Source organism: Streptomyces sp. NPDC087440 (assembly GCF_044744005.1).
Lineage (GTDB): Bacteria > Actinomycetota > Actinomycetes > Streptomycetales > Streptomycetaceae > Streptomyces.
In genome coordinates, this window is record NZ_JBIUXN010000016.1 from 19,008 (window position 1) to 40,847 (window position 21,840).

A 21,840-nucleotide genomic window follows, 5' to 3' on the forward strand; every position below is an offset into this window, starting at 1 on the left:
ATGAGCCGTTTCGCCCTGCGCACCGGCATCCGCTGGAAGATCAGCTTCGCGATCGCCGCCGTGAGCGCGCTGATCGCCGTCCTGCTGAGCCTCGTCGTGCACAACTCGGCGCGCGTCTCCATGCTCGACAACGCCCGTGACCTGCAATTGGAGCGCCTCCAGTTCGCCCAGCGGCTGTACGAGTCCTCCCGCGACCCGAAGCTGGGCTCCCAGCTCAACGACCTCGACCTGCCCGCCGAGCTGCGCGCCAAGCTGGCGCACGGCCGCCGTGCCACGCACGTCCAGGAGGACAAGGACGGGGTGCCCGAGGTGTGGGCCGCGGTCCCCTATCCGGGCGGCGACATCCTCTCCCTGCACACCCGCTTCCCGAACAACACGCGCGTCGTGGAGGACCTCGACCGGTCGCTGATCATCGCGTCGGCCGCCGTCGTGGTGGGCGGCACCGCGCTGGGCATCCTCATCGGCGGCTCGATCTCGCGCCGTCTGCGCAAGGCCGCGTCCGCCGCCACCGACGTCGCCCAGGGCAATACGCAGGTACGGGTGCTGGACGCGATCGGCGGTGTCGTACGGGACGAGACCGACGACCTCGCGCACGCGGTGGACGCGCTGACCGACGCGCTCCAGGAGCGGGTGGAGGCCGAGCGCCGGGTCACCGCCGACATCGCGCACGAGCTGCGCACACCGGTCACGGGCCTGCTCACGGCCGCGGAACTGCTGCCGCCGTCCCGGCCGACCGAACTGGTGCGGGACCGGGCGCAGGCGCTGCGGACGCTGGTGGAGGACGTACTGGAGGTGGCGCGGCTGGACAGCGCCGCCGAGCGGGCGGAGATGCAGGAGATCGCGCTGGGCGAGTTCGTCTCGCGGCGGGTGGCGGCGCTGTACCCGGACGCGGTCGTCACGGTGGTGCACGACAGCTGGGTCAACACCGATCCGCGTCGCCTGGAGCGCATCATCGGCAACCTCCTCGGCAATGCCGCCAAGCATGGCAAGCCCCCGTTCGAGGTGACCGTGGAGGGCCGGGTGGTGCGGGTCCGCGACCACGGCAAGGGCTTCCCCGCGGACCTGCTGCGGGAGGGGCCGAGCCGGTTCCGTACCGGATCGACCGACCGTGCGGGTCACGGGCACGGCCTCGGGCTGACCATCGCGTCGGGCCAGGCGAAGGTGCTGGGGGCGCGGCTGACGTTCCGCAACGCGCAGGCGGACGGGGGCGCGATCGCCGTGCTGTGGCTGCCGGAGCACGCCCCGACGGCGACGGGCAGCTTCCCCATCGTCTCGCTGGCGGACCTGCCGCCGCGCAAGCGCTGAGCAGGCTCCGTACGGTACGGAAATGGCTGAGCAGGCTTCGTACGTACGGTACGGAGAAGGGGCGCCCGGCACTGGTGAGTGCCGGGCGCCCCTTCTCCGTGACTTCCGAGCCGGGCGGCGTACCCGCTACGCCTTGGCGGCCACCACGTCCTGCTCGGTGGCGGAGTCGGCGGCGGAGTCGACCTTCTTCTGCGGGCCCGCGCCCTTGAGCTCGATCTCCTTGACGAAGAACGCCGCGACCAGGGCGGTCACCGCGATCCCGGCGCCCAGCAGGAACGCGCCGTGCGTGCCGGAGGAGACGGCGACCTGGTACATCTCCCGCAGCGCGGTGGGCAGCTTCTCCAGGCTGGCGGCGTCGAGGGCCGCACCCTTGGGCATGCCGCCGGTGGAGCCGCCTTGGGCGACCATCGAGTCGGTGACCCGGGCGGTGAACAGCGCACCCATCACCGAGACGCCGAAGGAGCTGCCGAGCGTACGGAAGAGGGTCGTGGACGAGGACGCGACGCCCATGTCCTTGGGCTCGACGCTGTTCTGCGCGACCAGCATCGTGATCTGCATCAGGAAGCCCATGCCCGCACCGAGCACCGCCATGTAGACGCCGGAGGTCAGGCGGGAGGTGTCGGTGTCCATCTGGGCGAGCAGGAACAGGCCGACGGTGATCAGCGTGCCGCCCATGATGGGGAACATCTTGTACTTGCCGGTGTTGGTGGTGACCCGGCCGACGACCAGCGAGACGACCATCATCGACAGCAGCATCGGCAGCAGGAGCAGGCCGGAGTTGGTGGCCGATGCGCCCTGCACGGACTGCTGGAAGAGCGGCAGGTAGAGCACCGCGCCGAACATCACGAAGCCGACGATGAAGCCGATCACGGACATCAGGGTGAAGTTGCGGTTGCGGAAGATGTGCAGCGGGATGATGGGCTCCGCCGCCTTGGTCTCCACGTACAGGAAGCCCGCGACGGCGACGAGACCGAGGGCGATCAGGCCGAGGATCTGGCCGGAGCCCCAGGCGTACTCGGTGCCGCCCCAGGTGGTGACCAGCACGATCGCGGTGATGCCGATGGTCAGCAGGCCCGCGCCGAGGTAGTCGATCTTCCCCTTGCCGGTGCGCTCCTTCTTCGGGAGGTGCAGCACGGTGGTGATCATGACGAGGGCGAGCGCGCCGAGCGGCACGTTGATGTAGAAGGACCAGCGCCAGCCGAGGTGGTCGGTGATCGCGCCGCCGACCAGCGGGCCGCCGATCATGGCGAGCGCCATCACGCCGGCCATCATGCCCTGGTACTTGCCGCGCTCACGCGGCGGAATCAGGTCGCCGATGATCGCCATGACGCCGACCATCAGGCCGCCCGCGCCCAGTCCCTGCACGGCCCGGAAGCCGATCAGCTGGCCCATGTCCTGGGCCATGCCGCTGAGCACGGAGCCCAGCACGAAGACGACGATCGAGGTGAGGAAGATGCCCTTGCGGCCGTAGAGGTCGCCGAGCTTGCCCCAGATCGGGGTCGATGCGGCGGTGGTCAGCGTGTACGCCGTGACGACCCAGGAGAGGTGCTCCAGGCCGCCCAGCTCGCCGACGATGGTCGGCATCGCGGTGCCGATGATCATGTTGTCGAGCATCGCCAGCAGCATGGCGATCATCAGCGCGAGGAGCACCACACGCACGCTGCGCTGCTGCTTCCCCGCCTGTTCTGGCTTCGATATCGCCGCGTTCGGCGTGGTGGTGGTCATGTTCCGCTCCCCTTGGGTACTTACTTGCCGCCCGGCAAGTTGGCTACACTTCAGGAAGGTAGACCGCTAACTTGCCGGTCGTCAAGTAAGTTTTGGTGAGTTGAACAAGCCTTGGGAGTACGAGGATGACCAGCAGCGCCAGCGGAACGGGTCGGCAGCGCCGAGGTGACACGCGCCAGCGCATCCAGGACGTGGCACTGCGGCTGTTCGGCGAGCAGGGGTACGAGAAGACCTCGCTGCGGGAGATCGCGGAGGAACTCGAGGTCACCAAGGCGGCGCTGTACTACCACTTCAAGACCAAGGAAGACATCCTGATCAGCCTCTTCGAGGACCTGACCAGGCCCCTGGACGAGATGATCGAGTGGGGCGAGCGCCAGCCGCGCACGCTGGCCACCAAGAAGGAGCTCCTCACCCGCTACAGCACGGCGCTGACGAACGCGGGCCCGCTCTTCCGCTTCATGCAGGAGAACCAGGGGACCGTGCGGGACCTGAGCATCGGCGACAGCTTCAAGAGCCGCATGATCAAGATGGTGGCCCTGATGAAGGAGCCGGAGGCTCCGCTGGTCGACCAGGTGCGGTGCATCAGCGCTCTGTTCACGATGCACGCGGGGATGTTCGCGCTGAAGGAGATCGAGGGCGACGAGGAGGACAAGCGGAAGGCCGTCCTCGAAGTCGCGATCGACCTGGTGACACAGGCGGACGCGTCCTGAGAACGGCCTTCGGGGCTCGCTGCGGACTTACTGCGGGTTGCGGTCAGACGTTGACGCCGACAGAGCGCAGGAACGCGATCGGGTTGACCGCGGAGCCGTAGTTCGGGGTGGTGCGGATCTCGAAGTGCAGGTGCGGGCCCGAGGAGTTTCCGGTGTTGCCGGAGAGGGCTATCTGCTGGCCCGCGGCGACCTTCTGGCCGGGGGCGACCTGGACGCGGGACAGGTGGGCGTACTGCGAGTACGTGCCGTTGGTGTGCTTGACGACGATCGCGTTGCCGTACGCGGGGCCGTCACCGCCGCCGTTGGGGCCGGCCTTGACGACGGTGCCGGCGCAGGCGGCCTTCACGGGGGTGCCCACGGGGACGGCGAAGTCCTGGCCGGAGTGCTTGTGGGACCACATGGTGCCGCCCTTGCCGAAGGTGGCGGAGAGGGCATAACCGCCCTGGAGGGGCTTGGCCCAGCCCTTCGCCTTGGCGGCGGGGGCCTTCTTCTCGGCAGCGGCCTTGGCGGGGACGGCCCTGACCGGGGCGCCGCTCGCAGCGAAGGCGCTCCCGGTACCGGCCACGCACGCCGCACCGACCGTGGCGGCAACGACGGCGTTGCGGAAACGGCGGGAAACGAGCTTCGACATACGGGAGAAACCTCCGGAGATGAGTGAACCCGGCAGGTTCGCCGGGCTTGCTCCACATTGGTAACCCGCCGCCCCACCGACCCCCAAACGGCTCTCCTACGACCCTTCTTCGTAGCCGGAGCCCCGGAATTCGGTCCCTTGACGGCCCCACCCCTTTCCCGGGCAACCCAAAAAATCATCGGCGGAACGGGTTTACGCCCTAGCCAGAGCACCCTGAATCGGACATTCACCCCCGCTTGCGAAGGGTCCCCTCCCTCGGGGGCCAAGGTCCCTCCCCGACCACCCCCGAGGTCCCGCCGAAGGCCCCGCCGGGGCCACTACCGCCCCTAGTAGGCCCCGTAACCCCTGTGCGCCTTGTCACGAGCGGGCCGCGCCTGCCGTTCCGTACGGACACATCCGGCGTCAATCGGGCATGCCCGACCCACCCGTACGGACGACTCCTCGTCCTTTCGCTCGCCCACACGTCCCTCGTGCGCAAGTCTCAACCGCATGAGGGGCGTCGGCGTACGGTGGTGGCGAAGTGCAGTGCCGTCGGGGCGGGAGGGGCACCGGATGGGCGACAGCAGCGAACCGGACGTCGTGTGGCACACGGTGGTGAGCGGCCGCGCGGTCGACCTGCCCGCCACGCTCCCCACCATCAGGGCCGCCCTCACCCCCGCCCAGGCCGCCGACCTGGACGCCGAGATCGCCCGCACCCCCGCCCTGGACCTCCCCTTAGTGCTGGCCCGCTGGGCGCTGGCGCCGACGGACGCCGCCGAGGAGGACGAGGCGGTCTTCGCCCGGCTGGCCTCGGGCGACTTCTCCGACTGCGTGTCCGCGTCCCCCGACGAGCCCCGACCGGAATCCTCATGACGCGTCTGCGCATCCAGTACGCCCCGGCCGCGGAGACGGCCCGGCACGCGATGCACCCCGACCTCCGCCAGCGCTTCGAGCACGCGATGCGGGCGCTGGCCCGCGATCCGTACGGGCAGGGCACGCGCGACGTGAAGGGCGAGAAGGACCGGCGGCAGGGGGTCGCGGGCGGGGCGGTGGTCGTCTACTACGTGAGTGCGGCGGTGCTGGTGGTGACGGTGGTGCGGATCGTGCACGCGTGATCGCTGGGCGCGGGCGGGAACCGGAGGGGGCTCCAACTCCGTTGTAGGGGTGAGAACTTCACCTGGGGGGCACACATGGCTGACGCATCGCACCCGTACGACGGCATCGAGCTGGCGGACGCGGTGGAGTCCATCCGCAGCCAGCTGATGCGCGCAGCCGCGCGGTCGGCGGGCAAGGAGATCGCGTTCACGGTCGGGGACATCCAGATGGAGTTCACGGTCGAGCTCCGCAGGGAGGTCAAGGGCGGGGCGAAGGTGAAGGCGTGGGTGGTGGAGGCGGGCACGGACGCGGGGCTCGCCACGGGGCGGACGCACAAGGTGGCGCTGACCTTGACCCCGGTGAAGGCCGCTACGGGCGGGAGCGTCGCGGTGGGCAACGACGAGCTGCCGGACATAAGCGGGTTCGGCGATTCCGGCGCGGAGGAGTGAGGGGCGCGCGATGAGGTGGACGGGGGTCGCGGGGTCGTCGGTCATCGTGCTGGGAAAACAGCAGGGGAGCGGAGTCCGGCTCGGCCGCGCGGTACTGACCTGCGCGCATGTCATCGAGGGTCCGCAGAAGGCGTCGACAATCCTGTTGCCCGGCGAACGGACTGCGCGACAGTGCACGCTGGTGTGGATCGACCGGAACCTTGACGCCGCCCTCCTCCAGGTCGACAACCTCGTCTTCTTCGAGCCGCTCTCGCTCCCCCGGCTGGGCACGGTCGACACCCACCGGGCCCTTCCGCACTGCGAGGTCTACGGCTACCCGAAGATCCAGCGGTACGACGGCCAGAAGCCGGACAGCGACCACTTCACCGGCACCCTGCTGCCGTCGGCCAGTCTGATCCGCCGGGATCTGGCCTTCGAGTTCGACCGCCCGCCCGCCGGTGACCCCGGCGACGGCAGCTCGCCGCTGGCGGGACTCTCCGGTGCCCCGGTCTTCTGCGGCGACCTGTTGATGGGCCTGGTGCGCTCGATTCCGTACGGGCGCGGTCACCGGCGTGCCGAGTGCGTGCCCGTCTCCCGCATCGTCCGGAACTCCGAATTCCGCTTCGCGTACGAGATGCTGAACGAACAGGCCCCCCGTTTGGAGCCCCTGACCGGCTCCCACCCGGAGGACTCCCCGTACGAACGCGAATACGCCCTCTCCCTCCGCACCGCCTACCGCAAGACCAAGATCTTCGGCCTGGACGAGCTCGGCAAACAGGACGCCGAATGGGACCTCGACACCGCCTACCTCTCCCTGGAAGCCCACTCCAGCACCGAGTCCGCCCGCACCCCGCAACGCATCGACACCCTCCTCTCGGAGCGCCCCCGCGTCCTCCTCCGGGGCGACGCCGGCGCGGGCAAGACCACCCTGGTCTGGTGGCTCGCCGCCCACGCCGCCGCCGGCACACTCGGCCCCGACCTCGCCGACCTCAACGGCCTCGTCCCGTACGTCGTCCCCCTGCGCACCCTCCGCGCCCAGGGCCGCACCTTCCCGACCCCCGCCCAACTCCCCTCCGCCTCCCGGCTGATGATCGACGCGGCCCCGGACGGCTGGGCGGGACGCGTCCTGGCGGCGGGCCGGGCGCTGATCCTGGTCGACGGCCTGGACGAGGTCTCGCAGGACGACCGCGAGGACGCCCACACCTGGCTCGCCGACCTCCTCGCCCGCTTCCCCGACAACCGCTGCGTCGTCACCTCCCGGCCCCTAGCGGTCGCCCCGGACTGGCTCCGCTCCGAGGGCTTCGAAGAATTACGCCTTCTCCCCATGCGGAACGACGACATCCAGTCCTTCGTGACCGCCTGGCACCAGGCCGCCGCCCTCAGCAGCACCGACCCCCACGAGGACCTCCCCGCCCTCGAACACGACCTCTCCCACCAGTTCCGCCAGAATCCGGCCCTCGCCGACCTCGCCCGCACCCCGCTCCTGTGCGCGGTGATCTGCGCCGTCCACCGCGTCCGCCAGGGTTTCCTGCCGGAAACCCGCTGGGCCCTCTACCAATCGGCCCTGCACATGCTCCTCGGCAACCGTGACAAACGCCGCCGCATCGGCAGTCCCGAGGGCATCGAGATGACCGTCGAGGAACACACCCAGCTCCTCCAGCGGATAGCGGTGTGGCAGGTCAGGGGCGGCCAATCGGAATTCACCCGCCTTCAGGCGGTCCGCCAAATCCAGCCCGCCCTCGCCGGAATGGAACGGGTCCGCGCCCAGGGCTCCTCCGACGCGATCCTCACCCACCTCGTGAACCGCACCGGTCTCCTCCAGGAACGGGTGGACGACTTCTTCCAATTCACCCATCGCACTTTCCAGGATTTCCTCGCCGCCAAGGAATTCGTCGAGGGCGGCCACCTGCCGGAACTCCTCACCCACTCCGAGGACTCCCGCTGGGAGGACGTGATCCTCCTGGCCTCCGGCCACTGCAACCGCCGCGACATGACGGAACTCCTGCGCGGCCTCCTGAAACTCGGCACCCGACCGGTCCTCACCGCCCTGTGCGCCCAGCACGCCGCCTGGCTGGACGAGACCCTGGCCCGCGACGTCCGCACCCTCCTGCGCACCGTCGTCCCGCCCGTCGGGGCCGACCACGCCGCCCAGCTCGCCCGCCTCGGCCCGCCGGTGATCCCGCTGCTGCCCCCGCCGAGGGAGCTGAGCCTGGCGCAGGCCGACTACACGGTCCGGATGCTGGGCCGGATCGGCGGCCCCGAGGCCATGGCGTACGCCGCCGAGGTCGCCCGGTGCGCCACCGAGGAGGTCGCCCAGGCCCTCGTGGACGCCTGGCCGCACTTCCCCACCGCCGCGTACGCCCGCGACGTACTGACCCGGCTCGCGGTCCCCCCGTACGAGATCGACGTCCGTACGCCCGACCGGCTGGCCCACCTGCCGCTGCTGCCGCCCGAGCAGCTTCGGGTGGTCACCCTGCGCGGCACCTACGAAGGGGCCGACCTGTACGCGCTGCTCGACGAGGTCCGTCGGCAGCAGTCGTAGGCGTACGGCACGGCAAAGGGCCCCGGAACCGATCGGTTCCGGGGCCCTTCACACGCTCACCTCGGCGCAAGCGCCAAGCGTCACGCGTCCTTCGTCATGTTCGGCCCGTTGCCACCGGCGGCGGACTCGATCGGCGGGGCGTCCGGCAGGGCTGCCTTCTCCTCGCCGCGGAAGGTGAACTCCTTCGCGTCGCCCTCGCCCTCGGTGCCGACGACCACGATGTGACCGGGGCGCAGCTCGCCGAAGAGGATCTTCTCCGAGAGGACGTCCTCGATCGAGCGCTGGATCGTCCGGCGCAGCGGCCGGGCGCCCATCACGGGGTCGTAGCCCTTCTTGGCGAGGAGCTGCTTCGCGTCACCGCTGAGCTCGATGCCCATGTCGCGGTCCTTGAGGCGCTCGTCCACCTTGGCGATCATCAGGTCGACGATCTGGATGATGTCTTCCTGGCTGAGCTGGTGGAAGACCACCGTGTCGTCGACACGGTTGAGGAACTCGGGGCGGAAGTGCTGCTTGAGCTCTTCGTTGACCTTGTTCTTCATCCGCTCGTACCCGGTCTTGACGTCGCCCTGGGCGGCGAAGCCCAGGTTGAAGCCCTTGGAGATGTCCCGGGTGCCGAGGTTCGTCGTCATGATGATGACGGTGTTCTTGAAGTCGACCACGCGGCCCTGGGAGTCGGTCAGGCGACCGTCCTCCAGGATCTGCAGCAGCGAGTTGAAGATGTCCGGGTGGGCCTTCTCCACCTCGTCGAAGAGGACGACGGAGAACGGCTTGCGGCGGACCTTCTCGGTGAGCTGGCCGCCCTCTTCGTAGCCCACGTAGCCGGGGGGCGAGCCGAAGAGGCGCGAGACCGTGTGCTTCTCGCTGAACTCCGACATGTCGAGGGAGATCAGCGCGTCCTCGTCGCCGAAGAGGAACTCGGCGAGCGTCTTGGACAGCTCGGTCTTACCGACACCGGACGGACCGGCGAAGATGAACGAGCCACCGGGACGCTTCGGGTCCTTGAGGCCTGCACGGGTGCGGCGGATCGCCTGGGAGAGCGCCTTGATGGCGTCCTTCTGGCCGATGACGCGCTTGTGCAGCTCGTCCTCCATGCGCAGCAGACGGGAGGACTCCTCCTCCGTCAGCTTGAAGACGGGAATGCCGGTCGCGGTCGCGAGGACCTCGGCGATGAGCTCGCCGTCGACCTCGGCGACGACGTCCATGTCGCCGGCCTTCCACTCCTTCTCGCGCTTGGCCTTCGCCGCGAGGAGCTGCTTCTCCTTGTCGCGGAGGGAGGCCGCCTTCTCGAAGTCCTGCGAGTCGATCGCGGACTCCTTGTCGCGACGGACGTTCGCGATCTTCTCGTCGAACTCGCGGAGGTCCGGCGGCGCGGTCATCCGGCGGATGCGCATCCGGGAACCGGCCTCGTCGATCAGGTCGATCGCCTTGTCCGGCAGGAAGCGGTCCGAGATGTACCGGTCGGCCAGCGTGGCCGCCTGGACGAGGGCCTCGTCCGTGATGGAGACACGGTGGTGGGCCTCGTAGCGGTCGCGCAGACCCTTGAGGATCTCGATGGTGTGCGGCAGCGACGGCTCCGCGACCTGGATGGGCTGGAAGCGGCGCTCAAGAGCGGCGTCCTTCTCCAGGTGCTTGCGGTACTCGTCGAGCGTGGTGGCACCGATGGTCTGGAGCTCACCGCGGGCCAGCATCGGCTTCAGGATCGACGCCGCGTCGATCGCGCCCTCTGCGGCACCCGCACCCACGAGCGTGTGCAGCTCGTCGATGAACAGGATGATGTCGCCGCGGGTGCGGATCTCCTTGAGGACCTTCTTCAGCCGCTCCTCGAAGTCACCGCGGTAGCGGGAACCGGCGACGAGCGCACCGAGGTCGAGGGTGTAGAGGTGCTTGTCCTTGAGGGTCTCGGGCACCTCGCCCTTGACGATGGCCTGCGCCAGGCCTTCGACGACGGCGGTCTTGCCGACGCCGGGCTCGCCGATGAGGACCGGGTTGTTCTTCGTACGGCGGGACAGCACCTGCATGACCCGCTCGATCTCCTTCTCGCGCCCGATGACCGGGTCGAGCTTGGACTCACGAGCGGCCTGGGTGAGGTTCCGGCCGAACTGGTCGAGCACCAGGGACGTGGAAGGCGTGCCTTCCGCAGGGCCGCCGGCTGCGGCGGTCTCCTTGCCCGAGTATCCGGAGAGCAGCTGGATGACCTGCTGCCGCACCCGGTTGAGATCGGCGCCCAGCTTCACCAGGACCTGGGCGGCGACGCCCTCGCCCTCGCGAATCAGGCCGAGCAGGATGTGCTCGGTGCCGATGTAGTTGTGGCCGAGCTGGAGGGCCTCGCGGAGCGACAGCTCCAGGACCTTCTTGGCACGCGGGGTGAAGGGAATGTGACCGGACGGGGCCTGCTGCCCCTGACCGATGATCTCCTCGACCTGCTGGCGAACCGCCTCAAGCGAAATGCCGAGGCTCTCCAGGGCCTTAGCGGCGACACCCTCACCCTCGTGGATCAAGCCCAGGAGGATGTGCTCGGTGCCGATGTAGTTGTGGTTGAGCATCCGGGCTTCTTCCTGAGCCAGGACGACAACCCGCCGCGCGCGGTCGGTGAACCTCTCGAACATCGTTATTCGCTCCTCAGAGCGGTCGGGCAGTTAAGGGGTCGGTCCCCTCCCTGTCCTTCCGCATGCTAGTCCCGCGGGGCGGGACAGCTCATTCCAACTGCCGACACCCGTTCTTGCCTCCCGGCCTGAACAGCCGACTACTGCCTCAACTCGATGGTGCGAGACGATGTTCCCGCAGGCCAAGCAGTTACCCCTATCGCCACTACGCCGATGGCGAACGGGGGACCGCTTCGCGTGCGTGTCGCCCCTCCCCACTAGGACTGTCTTACCCGCAAGCACTGACACTCCATGCGGCGCACGCCGGTTCCCTCAGCTACGGGCGAACATCCTTGCGCCGCCGGATGCGCGCACACGCCCCCATTTCGCCCACGCAGCGCATCCGTTCACGGACTCAGCGTAACCACCGGCCGTCTCGGGAGTTGCTCCGGGCATGGCTCCCACCGTTCCCCGCCCCCGCCCGCCGCTGTCCGGTGACGACGCCGCACGGGACCGCGCGGGCCGTTGGGTCCGCTGGTACGAAGAAGAGCTCGGCTGGAGCACTGTCCACGCACCGGGAGAACCGGTTCTGCTGCCCACCGGCCGCCATTTCGACGTACTGGAACTGCCCGTGGAAGCGGGACATGCCGTGCTGCGCCGGATCGGGCCCACCGGGCCCGTCGCCCTGCTGGGGCGGCGGATGCGGCTGCTGCTCGCCGCGGGGAGCGCGGACGAGGTGCCCTCGCTCCTGGACTGGCTGGAGTGGGGGTCCGTCGCCCTGGACCTGCGGGCGACCGGTACGGGCGGCCTGATCACCGCCCCCGCTCCGCCGCACTGCGACCCGCTGCCCGAGGGCGGGGCCGCCGTATGGCTGCGGCCCCCCGTGCCGGGCCGCGAGGGAGCGCTGCCGGCCTTCACCGGCATCGGGGGCAGTGGGGACGCCCCCGATCTCGTACGCCTGCTGGCCGCGGCGGCGACGGAATGCCACCGGGTGCGATTGCTTCACGCACACCCGGCCGACGCGAACCGCAGGGACCTCGACGTGATGACGGGACTGCCGAAAAAGCGGCAGGCTCAGCCGTTGGCCTTCTCGTAGGCTTCCTTCACCGAAGCGGGAACGCGACCACGGGCACTGACTTCGTGACCGTTCTCCTTCGCCCACTTACGGATCTCGGCCGTGTTCTGCGTACCACCGGAAACAACGCGCGCCTTGCCGCGGCCGGCGCTGCGGCCACCCGTGCGACGACCGTTCTTGGTGTACGGGTCGAGCAGCCCGCGGAGCTTCTCCGCGTTCGCGGTGGTGAGGTCGATCTCATAGGTCTTGCCGTCCAGAGCGAACGTCACCGTCTCGTTCGCCTCGACGCCGTCGAGGTCGTCAACAAGAAGGACCTGAACCTTCTGCGCCACCGGATTTCCTTTCATCGAAAATGCAGTACGCGGAAAGGAAACCGCTTTTCCGGGGAAAACACAAACCCCTGTGGGAGGTTCAGTACCGCAAGAACACGGGAAACGTGCGCGATTCGGACATAGGACAACAGCCGGTTCCCCGCGCTTCAGAGGTGCAGAAGCATCCGGCTGTTGCCCAGGGTGTTGGGCTTCACTCGTTCGAGACCGAGGAACTCCGCCACACCCTCGTCATGGGAACGCAGCAGCTCGCTGTAGACATCTCCGTCGACCGGCGACTCCGCGATCTCGCCGTTCTCCCTGATCTCGCCGATCTCCGTGAACCCGTGCTTCGCGAAGAACTGCACTTCGAAGGTCAGACAGAAAACGCGGCGCACTCCGATCCACCGGGCGGTCTGGAGCAGTTTGTCCAGCACCAGATGCCCCACTCCCGCGCCCTTCATGCCCGGATCGACGGCGAGAGTGCGCACTTCGGCGAGGTCTTCCCACATGACGTGCAGCGCTCCGCAGCCGATCACCCGGGCGTCCTCGTCGCGTTCCGCGACCCAGAACTCCTGGATGTCCTCGTAAAGCGTCACGTTCGCTTTGTCGAGCAGGATGCTCTGGCGCGCGTAGGCGTCCACAAGGGAGCGGATCGAGGGCACATCACTGGTGCGCGCACGGCGGACGGTGATGGCTTCCGCGTTGGCTGCCGTGCCGGATTTTGCGGGCGCAATACGATCTGGGGCCATGCCCGGACGCTATCGCCCCGGCGGCTTCGCACCCTCACCGGGGAGTTCCGTATCCGGGACATCCGCATCCGCATCCGCATCCGCGACATCCGCGTCCGGGGCATCGACATCCGGGACATCGGCGACTGGAGCCGAATCTTCCGTGTCGTCGTCGCGCCGTACGACGCGCATCGCGTCCTGAAGTGCTTCGCGCTGCTCGGCGGACATCATCCCGAAGAACGCGACAAGGGCGGCGGCGGGGTTGTCACTGGTCGACCAGGCTTCGTTCATCAGTGCGGCCGAGTAGGCGGCGCGCGTGGAGACCGAGGTATATCGATAGGCCCTGCCGTCTACTTCCCTGCGCACCCAGCCCTTCTGATGGAGATTGTCCATTACGGTCATCACGGTGGTGTAGGCGATGGAACGGTCCTTCTGAAGATCTTCGAGGACTTCCCGCACGGTGACCGGACGGTTCCACTGCCACACGCGCGTCATGACGGCGTCTTCCAGCTCTCCCAATCGGCGTGGCACAGCGCCACCCTAGTGGGAGATATCAGGAATTCCCGGCTATTCGGGCGGGGCGCAGAAAAAGAGGGGCGTGCGGTCCGGTGAGTTCCGGATCGCACGCCCCTCTTCGGTGCGTCTGTTCTGTACGACGTCCCGCCGGTGCCGGTGGCCCCTGCTTCAGGAATCGTCGCTGTTGCGCTTCGCGGCCGTGTCGACGGGCGGGCCGGGGGCCGCGGTGGCCGCGGCGACGGCGTCGACGATGCGGTCTTCCTTGGTCTTGTTGGCGCCGCCCTGCGTCTTGACGATCGTCACGACGAGACCGATGAAGAAGGCGGCCATCACCACCGGGGGCAGGAGCGCGGAGACATAGTCCATGCCTCCAGAGTAGCTAGCTCGCTTCGCGTCGCTCCCCGGGGGGCGCGGGCCGCTTGCGGGGCGGGAAGGCCTCGGCGGGGGTGGGCATCGGGCGCCCGCGCGTGGGGTTGTCGGCCGGGGCCGGGGCCTGGGGTCCGGCGGGCCGTACCGGCTTGGTGTCGGCGCGGCCGCCGGGCAGGGCGGTGAGGCGCGTGCGCGGGGCGGGGGCGGCGGGGGCGGCCGCGGGAGTGCTCGTACGGGCGAGCCTGGCCCGTACCGAACGTTCCGCGATGCCCTGGCAGCGGCCGAGCAGCGCCGCCGCGAGCGGGAGCTTGCGCAGGGAGCGCAGGGAGGCGAGGTCGTCGGGCTGGGGGCGGTAGCCGGCCGCCAGGGCGTCCTGGAGGAGCTCCAGGTAGCCGGTGGCGGAGCCGGGGAGCGCGACCCGGTAGCGGGCGAGGTCGGCGAGCAGGAAGGCGCGCAGCCGTCCCGCCTCGCGGATGGCCTCGTCGACGGACTCCGCCAGGCGCAGGCACTCGCGTACCTCGTCGGAGGGAAGGGGGGCGGGGTGGAGGGCGAGGGCGAGGGCGCGCCGGAGCACACGCAGTTCGTCTGCGCTGAACGCCATGCCGCCGCGGGAACCGTATGGCGTGGGCATGTGGTGACTTTAAGTGCTAAGCGGACAAAAGTGTCTTAACGGGTGATCGGTGGCGCGTTGCCGGGTGGGGCGGGCACGGTCAGCGGACGACCCGGACCCGCAGGGGGGCGGAGTTGTTCGCCGGGTCGGGGTCGGGCCGACCGTTCGCGGGGGGTGGTAAATCGACGATCTCGACGCTCCCGCCGGAACCCGCCGCCGAGGCGCGGTCGATGCGGACGCCGAGCCGCGCGGGTTCGAAGGCCGTTCCCGGGGCGCACAGGATCGCGCCCGCCTCCACGCCTTCGCGGGTGCAGTACGCCGCGTCGCTGCTGAGCCAGGTCGAGCCCACGCGGGTGGCGCTGACGCCGGGCGGAAGGACCACTTTCAGCTTGACCTGCTGCGTCGACGAGGCGTCCAGCCGGTGCTCCACGGCCGGAGGCATCTCCAGCTCGATCTCCTCACCGACGCGTCCCTTGATGGTGATCGCGGGTGCCGCCCAGTCGGCGGCGGCCTCGTTCAGCTCGGTGGTGAATTCGATGCCGCCGTACGTGAGCGCCTTCGGCGGCGGCTCGAAACCGTCCGGCACCAGGCGCAGGGCGGGGCCGGTGCCGCGCGGGGCGTTCTCGGGAAGGCCGAACTCCGGGTCGAGGACCCCGGCGGGGCGTATCCCGTACGACACTCCGCCCGCCAGCACCGGTTCGCGCGGCTCCAGTCGGCTCACGGACTCGACCGTGGCCGCGACGGGCAGTCGCAGGGTGCGGGAGTCACCGGGGGACAGGGGGCCGGGGAAGGTGCATTCGGCCTGCGTCGGGTGCTCCAGGCTGTCGTAGCGGCAGTTGGCGTACGTCGCGGAGAAGGAGGAGCCGGAACTCTCCAGCCCGACGGTGACGCCGCCGGGGAGCGGGACGTCGCCTTGGTAAGTGAAGCGGGGGGTGACGGACACCTCGGCGCCGCGTGCCACCCCTCGGCGCGGGGGCGGTTTCGGCTCGGCGGCGAACCGGGGCGACCCGACCATCACCGTGGTCCTGCCGCTCACGGGCGGGGCGTGGGGCGCGGTGACGCGGAAGACGACCTCGCCCGCCCTGCCCCGGGGGACGCCGGGAAGGGTCTTGAGCCAGAACGCCGGGTCGTTGGGGCCTTCCGAGGCGGGCAGGGGGCAGGTGACGACGTGGTCCTTGTTGACGCAGCCGCGGCGCAGGCCGGGGCCGATGACCATCTTGCCCTTGAGGGAGGTCAGGTCGTACGCGACCGTCGCGTCCCGGTAGGCCGGGAGGGCGTTCAGGTCGTTGGCGAAGTCGACCCGGTAGCCGTTGCTGAACAGGGGTGAGCCCTCGGCGGAGGGGACGAAGAACAGGTCGGCGACGCGCCGCGGCAGGGGCTCGGTGGCGGACGGGACGGGTGGGGCGGGCGCGGCGGGTGGGGAGGTCGTGCGGGTGGGGTGCGCCGGTGCGGACGGCTTGCCGTCGGGGGTGTCGCCCGTGGTGCCGCAGCCGGCGACGGCGACCAGGGCCAGCAGGCACAGGGCCGCCCCCGAGAGCCGTCCCGGCGACGAGGGGACCCGGGCGGCCGCGGTCCGGCTCCGGTGCGAGGGAACTCCGTGCGTGCCTCCGTGCATGCGGAGTACGACCCGCGGCGGAGCACGGGGGTTGCACCGCCCGGGGAAGGGTGCGCAACACCCTTACATCCGGAACCGGTTCGAGCGGTTCCGCGCCCACGGCACCGCCCCCGGCACCGAGGAGAGCACCGGCACCGGTGAGAGCCCCGGCGCCGGCACCGGTGACCGCTTCACATGCGGGCGATGTTCCGCTCGTACACCAGGCGCAGCCCGATCAGCGTGAGCCAGGGCTCGTGTTCGTCCACCGCGGTGGCCTCGCCGAGGATGATCGGGGCGAGGCCGCCGGTGGCGATGACCGTGACGTCGTCCGGGTCCTGCGGGGAGAGCTCGCGTGCCATGCGGGCGACGACCCCGTCGACCTGGCCCGCGAAGCCGTACACGATGCCCGACTGCATGGCCTCGACGGTGTTCTTGCCGATGACGCTGCGCGGGCGGGCCAGTTCGATCTTGCGGAGCTGGGCGCCCTTGACGCCGAGGGCGTCCACGGAGATCTCGATGCCGGGGGCGATGACGCCGCCGACGTACTCGCCCTTGGCGGAGACCGCGTCGAAGGTGGTGGCCGTACCGAAGTCGACGACGACCGCCGGGCCGCCGTACAGCTCGACGGCGGCGACCGCGTTGACGATGCGGTCCGCGCCGACCTCCTTGGGGTTGTCCATGAGGATCGGCACACCGGTCTTGACGCCCGGCTCCACGAGGATGGCGGGGACGTCGCCGTAGTAGCGGCGGGTGACCTCGCGCAGCTCGTGCAGGACCGAGGGGACGGTGGCGCAGATGGCGATGCCCTCGATGCCGTCGCCCAGCTCATTGCCGAGCATGGGGTGCATGCCCATCAACCCCTGGAGCAGCACGGCCAGTTCGTCGGCGGTGCGGCGGGGGTCGGTGGAGATGCGCCAGTGCTCGACGATCTCCTCGCCGTCGAACAGGCCGAGGACGGTGTGGGTGTTGCCGACGTCGATGGTGAGGAGCATCAGGCCTTGGCCTCCACTCCGGTCTCCGCTTCGGTCTCCCTCAGGTCCAGGCCGATGTCGAGGATCGGGGAGGAGTGCGTGAGCGCGCCCACGGCGAGGTAGTCGACGCCGGTGTCGGCGTACGCGCGGGCCGTCGCGAGGGTGAGGCGGCCGGAGGACTCCAGGGCGGCGCGGCCCGCGACCAGGGCGACGGCCTCGGCGGTCTGCTCCGGAGTGAAGTTGTCCAGCAGGATCAGGTCGGCGCCCGCCTCCAGCACCTCGGTGACCTGCGCGAGGGTGTCGACCTCGACCTCGATGGGGACCTCCGGGAAGGCGTCCCGTACGAGCTTGAAGGCCTGGGCCACTCCCCCGGCGGCCACCACGTGGTTGTCCTTGACCAGGGCGGCGTCGGAGAGCGACATGCGGTGGTTGACGCCGCCGCCGCAGCGCACCGCGAACTTCTCCAGCGAGCGCAGACCGGGGGTGGTCTTGCGGGTGTCGCGGACCTTGGCCTTCGTGCCCTCCAGGACGTCCGCCCAGGCGCGCGTGGCGGTGGCGATGCCCGAGAGGCGGCACAGGAGGTTCAGGGCGCTGCGTTCGGCGGTGAGGAGGTCGCGGGTGCGGGTGGTGACGGTGAGGAGCTTCTGACCGGCTGCCACGCGGTCGCCGTCCTCGACGTGCCGCTCGACCTCGAACTCCTCGGTGCAGACGATGGAGAGCACCGTCTCCGCGACGCGCAGGCCCGCGACCGTGCCCGCCTCGCGGGCGGTGAAGTCACCGGTGGCGACGGCCTCTTCGGGCACCGTCGCGACGGTGGTCACGTCGACGCCGTGCGCGAGGTCCTCGGCGAGGGCGACGTTGGCGATGTCCTCGACCTCGATGGGGTCCAGGCCGCAGTCCAGGAGGAGCTGCGCGAGGTGGGGGTCCAGGCCGCAGTCGGAGAGGTCGTACGTGCCGTCCTCCGTCACCTCTTGAGGTGCCCCGCCGGAACAGCCGCAGGCGTCGCCGCAGCCGCCCGCCTGCGGGAGGAGCTGGGGGTTCTCGGGGGTGCTCACTGGTGCTGCTCCTTCGGAAGGGTCTCTCGTACGTCGTGCACGCTTGCGTCTTCTGGTACGGGTTCTCGTACGGGCGGGAAGGCGGCCGTCTCGGTGCGGCGCACCACGAGGCGGTGGTCGTCGGTGAGCCGTACGACGAGGTGGCGCCGCCAGTGGGCGTCGTCGCGGTCGGCGTGGTCCTCGCGCCAGTGGCAGCCGCGGGTCTCCGCGCGCTCCTGGGCGGCGGCGACGAGCACCCGCGAGACGCACAGGAGGTTCGTGGTCTCCCAGGAGTCGACGCCGGGCTCGGCGGACTTGCCCGAACCGGCGGCGTCGTGCCGGGCGCCCAGGTGGACGGCCTCCAGGGCGTCCGCGGCGTCGCCCAGGCTCCGGGCCGAGCGCAGGACGCCCGCGCCCCGCGACATCGTCTGCTGGATGCCGTGGCGGGCGTCGGGGGCGATGAGCGGGAGGACGGTGGCGGGCTCGGTGGGGGCGCCCGGGGTGCGTACCGGCGTGGACGTGACCGCCTCGGCGATGCGCTCGGCGAACACCAGGCCCTCCAGCAGGGAGTTGGAGGCGAGGCGGTTCGCGCCGTGCACACCGGTGCAGGCGACCTCGCCGCACGCGTACAGCCCCGGCACGGTGGTCCGGCCCCGGAGGTCGGTGCGGATGCCGCCGGAGGCGTAGTGCGCGGCGGGGGCGACCGGGATCGGCTCGGTCACCGGGTCGATGCCGTGGGCGCGGCAGGCGGCCAGGATGGTCGGGAAGCGGTTCTCCCACATCTCGGCGCCGAAGTGCCTGCCGTCCAGGTACATGTGGGCGGCGCCCTGCTCCTGCATCCGGCGCATGATCGCCTTGGCGACGATGTCGCGGGGGGCGAGTTCGGCGAGTTCGTGCTGCCCGAGCATGAAGCGCACGCCGTCCGCGTCGACGAGGTGCGCGCCCTCGCCGCGCACCGCTTCGGACACCAGCGGCTGCTGGCCCTCCGCGCCCGCGCCCAGGAACAGCACCGTCGGGTGGAACTGCACGAATTCGAGGTCGGAGACCTCCGCACCCGCGCGCAGGGCGAGCGCGACACCGTCGCCGGTGGAGACGGCGGGGTTGGTGGTGGCGGCGAACACCTGGCCCATGCCGCCGGTGGCCAGGACGACGGAGGGGGCGTTCACCGCGCCGACGCCGTCGTGCTGGCCCTCGCCCATGACGTGCAGGGTGACACCGCTGGTGCGCCCCTGTGCGTCGACGAGGAGGTCGAGGACGAGGGCGTTCTCGATGAACTCCACGGCCTGTGCGCGGACCGCGTCCACCAGGGCGCGGGAGATCTCCGCACCGGTGGCGTCGCCTCCCGCGTGCGCGATGCGCCGGCGGTGGTGGCCGCCTTCGCGGGTGAGCTGGATGACGCCGCTGTCGGGGTCGGTGTCGAAGTGCGCGCCGGTGGCGATCAACCGCCGTACGGCGTCGGGGCCTTCGGTGACCAGGGTGCGTACGGCTTCCTCGTCGCACAGGCCCGCGCCCGCCACCAGGGTGTCGTCCAGGTGCTGCTGAGGGGTGTCGCCGTCGCCGAGGGCGGCGGCGATGCCGCCCTGCGCCCAGCGGGTGGAGCCGTCGTCCAGGCGGGCCTTGGTGACGACGACGGTGCGCAGGCCCGCTGCGGTGCAGCGCAGGGCGCAGGTGAGGCCCGCGACTCCGGAGCCGACGATCACGACGTCGGCGTCGATGGACCAGCCGGGGGCGGGGGCGGCGAGACGTATGCCGGTCACGGTGCTGCTCCAGGGGTGTGCTGAGGATCCTGCGGTACGTCTGTTGTTACGTCTGTTGTTACGCCTGTTGTTACGTCGCCGAAGGTCAGCGGCAGGTTGTCGATGAGCCGGGTGGTGCCGACCCGGGCGGCGACGGCGAGGACCGCGTCGCCCGTGTGCCTGTCACCGGCGTCGGTGAAGTCGGCGGGGTCCACCAGGGCGACGTAGTCGAGCTCCAGCCCCGGTGCTTCCTTCAGGAGGCGGTGCGCGGTTTCCCGTACCGCGGCGGGAGTCGTCTCGCGCGCGCCCGCGAACAGTGCCTGCGACAGTGCGAGGGAGGCGCTGCGCTCCTCCGGTGACAGATAACGGTTGCGGCTGGAGCGGGCCAGACCGTCGGCCTCGCGCACGGTGGGTACGGCGACGATCTCGACGGGGAAGTTCAGGTCGAGGACCATGCGCCGGATCAGGGCGAGTTGCTGCGCGTCCTTCTGGCCGAAGAAGGCCAGGTCGGGTGCGGTGAGGTGGAGCAGCTTGGCGACGACGGTGAGCATCCCGTCGAAGTGTCCGGGCCTGGTGGCTCCTTCGAGGCGCTCGCCCATGGGGCCCGCGGAGAGCCGCACCCGGGGGTCGCCGCCGGGGTAGACCTCGTCGACGGCGGGGGCGAACACGGCGTCCGCGCCCGCCTCCTGTGCCAGGGCGAAGTCGGCGTCCAGGGTGCGCGGGTAGCGGTCCAGGTCCTCGTTCGCGCCGAACTGGAGGGGGTTGACGAAGACGGTGACGATCACCTGTCCTTCGGCTCCCGCGCGCTCCCTGGCGGTACGGATCAAGGTGGCGTGCCCGTCGTGCAGGGCGCCCATGGTCATGACGACGCAACGGCGGCCGGTGCGGTCGAGGGCAGCCAGTTCGGCGCCGGTACGGACCAGAACGGTCATCGCAGGTCCCCTTCCGCGAGGACGCCCAGCAGGTCTTCGGCGAGTTCGGGCTTGAGCAGGCCGTGCGCGAGGGCGCGGTCGGCGGTGGTGCGGGCCATCGCGAGGTAGCCCGCGACGGTCTGCGGGGCGTGCTTGCGCAGCTCCGCGACGTGGGCGGCGACGGTGCCCGCGTCGCCGCGCGCGACGGGCCCGGTGAGGGCGGCGTCGCCGGAGCGCAGGGCGTTGTCCAGGGCCGCGCCCAGGAGCGGGCCGAGCATCCGGTCGGGGGCCTCGACGCCTGCGGTGCGCAGCAGCTCCATGGCCTGGGCGACCAGGGTGACCAGGTGGTTCGCGCCGAGGGCGAGGGCCGCGTGGTAGAGCGGGCGGGCCTCCTCGGCGATCCACTCGGGTTCGCCGCCCATCTCGATGACCAGGGCCTCGGCGGCCAGCCGCAGCTCCTCGGGGGCGGTGATCCCGAAGGAGCACCCGGCGAGCCGCTGGACGTCCACGGAGGTGCCGGTGAAGGTCATCACCGGGTGCAGGGCCAGCGGGAGCGCCCCGGCGCGCAGGGCGGGCGCCAGGACGCCTGTTCCGAACCGCCCGGAGGTGTGCACCAGGAGCTGTCCCGGCCGGATCGCACCGGTGTCGGCGAGCCCCTCGACGAGGCCGGGCAGGGCGTCGTCGGGGACGGTCAGCAGGACGAGGTCGGCGCGGGCCAGCACCTCGGCGGGGGTGACCAGCGGGACGTCCGGCAGCAGGGCGGCGGCGCGGCGCACGGAGGCGTCGGAGACACCGGAGGCGGCGACGGGACGGTGTCCTGCCTGGCGCAGGGCGGCGGCGAGGGCGGAGCCGACGCGGCCCGCTCCGACGACGCCGACGGTGAGCCGGGCGGGGCGGTCGGCGGGGTCGGGAGCGCCAGAAAGGGGGGATGGGTTCACGCGGAAACGGCCTTCCGTTCCAGTCCGCAGGGGGTACCGGACGATTGCTC

21 protein-coding genes are annotated in these 21,840 nt (G+C 70.6%); 7 read left to right on the forward strand and 14 right to left on the reverse strand.

From position 1 onward, the window contains the following. Positions 1-1,305, forward strand: coding sequence for a two-component system sensor histidine kinase CseC (cseC, locus tag ACIO3O_RS27915; protein ID WP_401750436.1), 1,305 nt, complete (start codon positions 1-3; stop codon positions 1,303-1,305). Positions 1,306-1,431: 126 nt separating this feature from the next. Here the strand turns inward: cseC and ACIO3O_RS27920 are convergent, their stop codons facing one another. Beyond that, the gene (locus ACIO3O_RS27920; protein ID WP_401750438.1) at positions 1,432-3,030 is read right to left on the reverse strand and encodes an MDR family MFS transporter; all 1,599 of its coding nucleotides are present in this window, start codon (positions 3,028-3,030) and stop codon (positions 1,432-1,434) included. A gap of 125 nt (positions 3,031-3,155) precedes the next feature. Between ACIO3O_RS27920 and ACIO3O_RS27925 the strand changes: the two genes are divergently transcribed. Then, positions 3,156-3,740, forward strand: coding sequence for a TetR/AcrR family transcriptional regulator (locus ACIO3O_RS27925; protein WP_401750440.1), 585 nt, complete (start codon positions 3,156-3,158; stop codon positions 3,738-3,740). 43 nt (positions 3,741-3,783) lie between these two features. Here the strand turns inward: ACIO3O_RS27925 and ACIO3O_RS27930 are convergent, their stop codons facing one another. After that, positions 3,784-4,371, reverse strand: a complete 588-nt coding sequence (locus ACIO3O_RS27930) for a M23 family metallopeptidase (RefSeq protein WP_401750442.1) — start codon at positions 4,369-4,371, stop codon at positions 3,784-3,786. Between the two features lie 552 nt (positions 4,372-4,923). Between ACIO3O_RS27930 and ACIO3O_RS27935 the strand changes: the two genes are divergently transcribed. The 4 genes from ACIO3O_RS27935 to ACIO3O_RS27950 all read left to right on the forward strand — a co-directional run bounded on the left by ACIO3O_RS27935 (position 4,924) and on the right by ACIO3O_RS27950 (position 8,415). Beyond that, the gene (locus tag ACIO3O_RS27935; protein WP_401750444.1) at positions 4,924-5,223 is read left to right on the forward strand and encodes a hypothetical protein; all 300 of its coding nucleotides are present in this window, start codon (positions 4,924-4,926) and stop codon (positions 5,221-5,223) included. Continuing rightward, positions 5,220-5,465 (forward strand): hypothetical protein, encoded by a 246-nt coding sequence (locus tag ACIO3O_RS27940; protein ID WP_189826963.1) that lies wholly within the window; start codon positions 5,220-5,222, stop codon positions 5,463-5,465. Before ACIO3O_RS27935 ends, ACIO3O_RS27940 begins: the two co-directional genes overlap by 4 nt. Before the next feature lie 75 nt (positions 5,466-5,540). Further along, complete coding sequence (locus ACIO3O_RS27945) at positions 5,541-5,894, forward strand: trypco2 family protein (protein ID WP_401750447.1); 354 nt, start codon at positions 5,541-5,543, stop codon at positions 5,892-5,894. A 10-nt stretch (positions 5,895-5,904) separates the two neighbouring features. Next, a complete protein-coding gene (locus ACIO3O_RS27950) occupies positions 5,905-8,415 on the forward strand; it encodes an NACHT domain-containing protein (RefSeq protein ID WP_401750450.1) in 2,511 nt (836 codons plus the stop codon). A gap of 80 nt (positions 8,416-8,495) precedes the next feature. Here ACIO3O_RS27950 and ACIO3O_RS27955 read toward each other — a convergent pair whose 3' ends face one another. Beyond that, entirely contained in the window at positions 8,496-11,021 is a 2,526-nt protein-coding gene (locus ACIO3O_RS27955; RefSeq protein ID WP_401750452.1) for an ATP-dependent Clp protease ATP-binding subunit, read from the reverse strand. A gap of 430 nt (positions 11,022-11,451) precedes the next feature. Here ACIO3O_RS27955 and ACIO3O_RS27960 point away from each other — a divergent pair, with 430 nt between their 5' ends. Then, positions 11,452-12,093 carry an SCO3374 family protein gene (locus tag ACIO3O_RS27960; protein WP_401750454.1) on the forward strand — a complete coding sequence of 214 codons (642 nt, stop codon included), beginning with the start codon at positions 11,452-11,454 and terminating at the stop codon, positions 12,091-12,093. Here the strand turns inward: ACIO3O_RS27960 and ACIO3O_RS27965 are convergent. From ACIO3O_RS27965 to ACIO3O_RS28015, 11 genes are all read right to left on the reverse strand, one after another. Continuing rightward, positions 12,072-12,404, reverse strand: a complete 333-nt coding sequence (locus tag ACIO3O_RS27965) for an Lsr2 family protein (protein WP_401750456.1) — start codon at positions 12,402-12,404, stop codon at positions 12,072-12,074. The genes ACIO3O_RS27960 and ACIO3O_RS27965 overlap by 22 nt on opposite strands. 146 nt (positions 12,405-12,550) lie before the next feature. After that, positions 12,551-13,132: an amino-acid N-acetyltransferase gene (locus ACIO3O_RS27970; RefSeq protein WP_401750458.1), complete on the reverse strand. Its 582-nt coding sequence runs from the start codon at positions 13,130-13,132 to the stop codon at positions 12,551-12,553. A 9-nt stretch (positions 13,133-13,141) separates the two neighbouring features. Continuing rightward, positions 13,142-13,642, reverse strand: a complete 501-nt coding sequence (locus tag ACIO3O_RS27975; RefSeq protein WP_401750459.1) for a BlaI/MecI/CopY family transcriptional regulator — start codon at positions 13,640-13,642, stop codon at positions 13,142-13,144. A 153-nt stretch (positions 13,643-13,795) separates the two neighbouring features. Continuing rightward, positions 13,796-13,993, reverse strand: a complete 198-nt coding sequence (locus ACIO3O_RS27980; protein WP_401750461.1) for a hypothetical protein — start codon at positions 13,991-13,993, stop codon at positions 13,796-13,798. A gap of 13 nt (positions 13,994-14,006) precedes the next feature. After that, a complete protein-coding gene (locus ACIO3O_RS27985; RefSeq protein ID WP_401750828.1) occupies positions 14,007-14,597 on the reverse strand; it encodes a hypothetical protein in 591 nt (196 codons plus the stop codon). A gap of 109 nt (positions 14,598-14,706) precedes the next feature. After that, entirely contained in the window at positions 14,707-16,221 is a 1,515-nt protein-coding gene (locus tag ACIO3O_RS27990; protein ID WP_401750463.1) for a hypothetical protein, read from the reverse strand. A gap of 170 nt (positions 16,222-16,391) precedes the next feature. Next, positions 16,392-17,192: a type III pantothenate kinase gene (locus ACIO3O_RS27995; protein WP_345220185.1), complete on the reverse strand. Its 801-nt coding sequence runs from the start codon at positions 17,190-17,192 to the stop codon at positions 16,392-16,394. Next, a complete protein-coding gene (gene nadC, locus ACIO3O_RS28000) occupies positions 17,192-18,226 on the reverse strand; it encodes a carboxylating nicotinate-nucleotide diphosphorylase (RefSeq protein WP_401750464.1) in 1,035 nt (344 codons plus the stop codon). The genes ACIO3O_RS27995 and nadC overlap by 1 nt, the downstream gene beginning before the upstream one ends. Continuing rightward, positions 18,223-19,962, reverse strand: coding sequence for an L-aspartate oxidase (locus ACIO3O_RS28005; protein WP_401750466.1), 1,740 nt, complete (start codon positions 19,960-19,962; stop codon positions 18,223-18,225). Before ACIO3O_RS28005 ends, nadC begins: the two co-directional genes overlap by 4 nt. Further along, a complete protein-coding gene (gene panC, locus ACIO3O_RS28010; protein ID WP_401750469.1) occupies positions 19,959-20,873 on the reverse strand; it encodes a pantoate--beta-alanine ligase in 915 nt (304 codons plus the stop codon). Before panC ends, ACIO3O_RS28005 begins: the two co-directional genes overlap by 4 nt. After that, entirely contained in the window at positions 20,870-21,790 is a 921-nt protein-coding gene (locus ACIO3O_RS28015) for a Rossmann-like and DUF2520 domain-containing protein (RefSeq protein WP_401750471.1), read from the reverse strand. Before ACIO3O_RS28015 ends, panC begins: the two co-directional genes overlap by 4 nt. Positions 21,791-21,840 lie beyond the last annotated feature (50 nt).